Raw genomic sequence first — 2055 nt, forward strand, 5'->3', positions numbered from 1 at the left:
TCGTATAACTTCGTATAATGTATGCTATACGAAGTTATTACGTGCCGAGCGCGGCCAGCAGCGCCCAGTGGCCGCCGTAGCCCAGCACCGCGCCCGCGGCGCCCGACACGACGCCGACGCCGACGAATTCGAGCGCGAACAGCGCGCCGAGCGTGCGGCGGCTCACGCCGAGGCAGCGCATCGTTGCGCAGCCGTCGAGATGACGCCGCATGTAGCGCTGCGCGGCCATCGCGATCGCGACCGCCGCGAGCAGCGCGGTCAGCAACGCGACGAGCGTCAGGAAATGACGCGCGCGATCCAGCGTCTGCCGCACCTGCGGCTGCCCTTCCTGCAACGACTCGAGCCCGACACCGCGCAGCTTCCCGCCGTCGACGCGCTGGTGCGCATACGTTTCGAAGCGCGCAATGGCCGGTGCGTCGCCGGCGACCAGCAGCCGGTACGTGACGCGGCTGCCGTAGCCCGTGAGCCCCGTCGCGGCGAGCTCGTCCGCGCGCATCATCAGCCGCGGCGAAAAATTGACGAACGAAAAGCCGCGATCGAGTTCGCGGGTGATCGCCGCGGCGACCGTGAACGTGCGCAGCCCGACGCGCACCGTATCGCCCGCCTTCAGGTGCAGCGCGTCGAGCAGCGCCGGGTCGGCCCATACGGTGCCGGGCGCGGGAATCGCGGCCGCCTTCTGCGCGACGGTCGCACCAACCGGCAGAATCTCGACCGCGCCGCGCAACGGATAGCCGGGCGACACGGCCTTCACGGCGGCGAGGCGCGACGGCGCGGCGTCGGCCGCCTGCCCGCCCGCGGCGGCCGCGATCATGCTCGGGAAGATGGCGGTCGTGGCGGTACGCAGGCCCAGCGCGCGGGCCTGCCGGTCGAACGACGGATCGACGGGGCGATCGGCACGCACGACGAAATCGGCGCCGAGCATCTGGCGCGCGTCGCGCTCGAGCCCCTGGCGCAGGCGGTCGGCGAGAAAGCCGACGCTCGTCAGCGCCGCGACCGCGAGCACCAGCGCGAGGACCAGCAGCGTCAGTTCGCCCGCGCGCCAGTCGCGCGCGGTCATCCGGGCGGCCTGGTGGATCAGGTCGCGCAGGCCGAAGCGGCCGGCATGCGCGCGCCCGTCATGGCCGGGTTGGCCGGCCGGCGGCTGCGCCGCGTGTTGCGGCCCCTTCAATCGCGTTTCCCTCCGATCGAGTTGAGCCGCGACACCATGTGGTTCGCCATTCCGCGAAAACCACCCGACACGCCGCGCCACAGCCGCGGCAGCGCCCACGCCGACGCCGCGATGAACGCAGCGAGCAGCACGAGGAACGCGAGCGGAACGAAGAACGCGAGGACGAGCCCGCCGACCACGAGACCGTCCTCGGTCGACGACGCGACCCAGTTCGAAATCGGTTCGGGAGACAGGTTGATCAGCGCGCGCGTGCCGGCCTTCGCCACGTGCGCGGCGCCGGCGAGCGAGCCGCCGGCGAGCCCCGCGACCGCCAGCATGGTCGGGTCGGCATGGCCGAGCGCGCCGGCCGCGAGCACGGCGCCGGCCGGAATGCGGATGAAGGTATGCACGGCATCCCACAGCGAGTCGAACGCGGGGATCTTGTCGGCAAGGAATTCGGTTACGGTGAGCACGGCCGCGGCGCCGATGACCCACGGCGACATCAGCACGGCCAGCGTGTCGGGCAGATGGAGCCAGCCGAACCGCGCCAGCACGCCGGCGATCAGGACCGTCAGGTACAGGCGCAGGCCGCTCGCCCACGCGAGCCCCGCGCCGAGCGAAATGGCTTCGATCATGGCCCTCTCCTTGCACTTTCCGTGCGTTTTGCCGATTGACCGGATCGGGTCGGACAGACTGGCCGCGCGGCGCGTGGCGACCGGCACCGCGTGCCGCGCGAAGCACGACGGGATTCAGGCCCGAATGCGTTCCATTATAGACAGGCTGGGCGGGCGGCCGGCGCAATTCCGCAGTGCGGGATGGCGCCCGGGCGCATGCGCGCCCGGCATCCCGTCGTCAGGCGGCCGACGACAGCTTCAGGCCGACCAGCCCCGCGACGATCAGCGCCGCGC

The 2055-nt window shown here is 71.9% G+C and carries 2 protein-coding genes and 1 pseudogene; 1 reads left to right on the forward strand and 2 read right to left on the reverse strand.

What is annotated here, in order from left to right; translation table 11 throughout:
* Nucleotides 1-40 precede the first annotated feature (40 nt).
* Both JMF90_RS34870 and JMF90_RS34875 read right to left on the reverse strand, forming a co-directional pair.
* Nucleotides 41-1168, reverse strand: a pseudogene (locus JMF90_RS34870) (ABC transporter permease); the annotation flags it as partial.
* Nucleotides 1165-1782: a DUF4126 domain-containing protein gene (locus tag JMF90_RS34875; RefSeq protein ID WP_006483514.1), complete on the reverse strand. Its 618-nt coding sequence runs from the start codon at nt 1780-1782 to the stop codon at nt 1165-1167. The gene JMF90_RS34875 and the pseudogene JMF90_RS34870, both read right to left, overlap by 4 nt.
* Here JMF90_RS34875 and JMF90_RS40440 point away from each other — a divergent pair.
* On the forward strand, nt 1769-2055 hold a 287-nt coding region (locus tag JMF90_RS40440; RefSeq protein ID WP_236598102.1), incomplete at its 3' end, for a hypothetical protein. The genes JMF90_RS34875 and JMF90_RS40440 overlap by 14 nt on opposite strands.

The sequence above is a fragment of the Burkholderia sp. E168m23 genome (assembly GCF_016586125.1).
In the GTDB taxonomy this organism is placed as follows: domain Bacteria; phylum Pseudomonadota; class Gammaproteobacteria; order Burkholderiales; family Burkholderiaceae; genus Burkholderia; species Burkholderia orbicola.